This is a genomic window from Aeromonas sp. PrichA-15 (assembly GCF_017939245.1).
Taxonomy (GTDB): Bacteria; Pseudomonadota; Gammaproteobacteria; order Enterobacterales; family Aeromonadaceae; genus Aeromonas; species Aeromonas caviae.
Map to the genome: position 1 here is coordinate 1 of NZ_JAGKRH010000262.1, position 293 is coordinate 293.

The 293-nt window shown below is 58.4% G+C and carries 1 protein-coding gene; it reads right to left on the bottom strand.

The window, feature by feature from the left end; genetic code table 11:
* Positions 1 to 14 precede the first annotated feature (14 nt).
* Positions 15 to 293: zinc ribbon domain-containing protein (locus tag J9889_RS24755; RefSeq protein ID WP_210557651.1), on the bottom strand; the 279-nt coding region annotated here is incomplete at its 5' end.

Genomic DNA, 293 nt, shown 5'->3' on the forward strand with positions numbered 1-293 from the left:
GAGGGGGATTCCCATTACTGGGTGATAGCTGCTCGCGCAGTACCGGGTTCCTGCTTCATCGGGCGGCCTGATTGCACCACGCCTCCACAGGCTAAAACGGCGTGTCCCGCCGCTAAAATATTGCGAGCGCCGTTCACATCGGCGTTTGCCTCATAACCACACGCAGCGCATTTAAACTGGCTTTGCGTCTGGCGGTTATCCTTCGCAGTATGCCCACAACAGGCGCACTGCTGGCTGGTGTAGGCCGGGTTTATCGCCAACACCTGACCGCCTCGCCATGCCTGCTTATATTC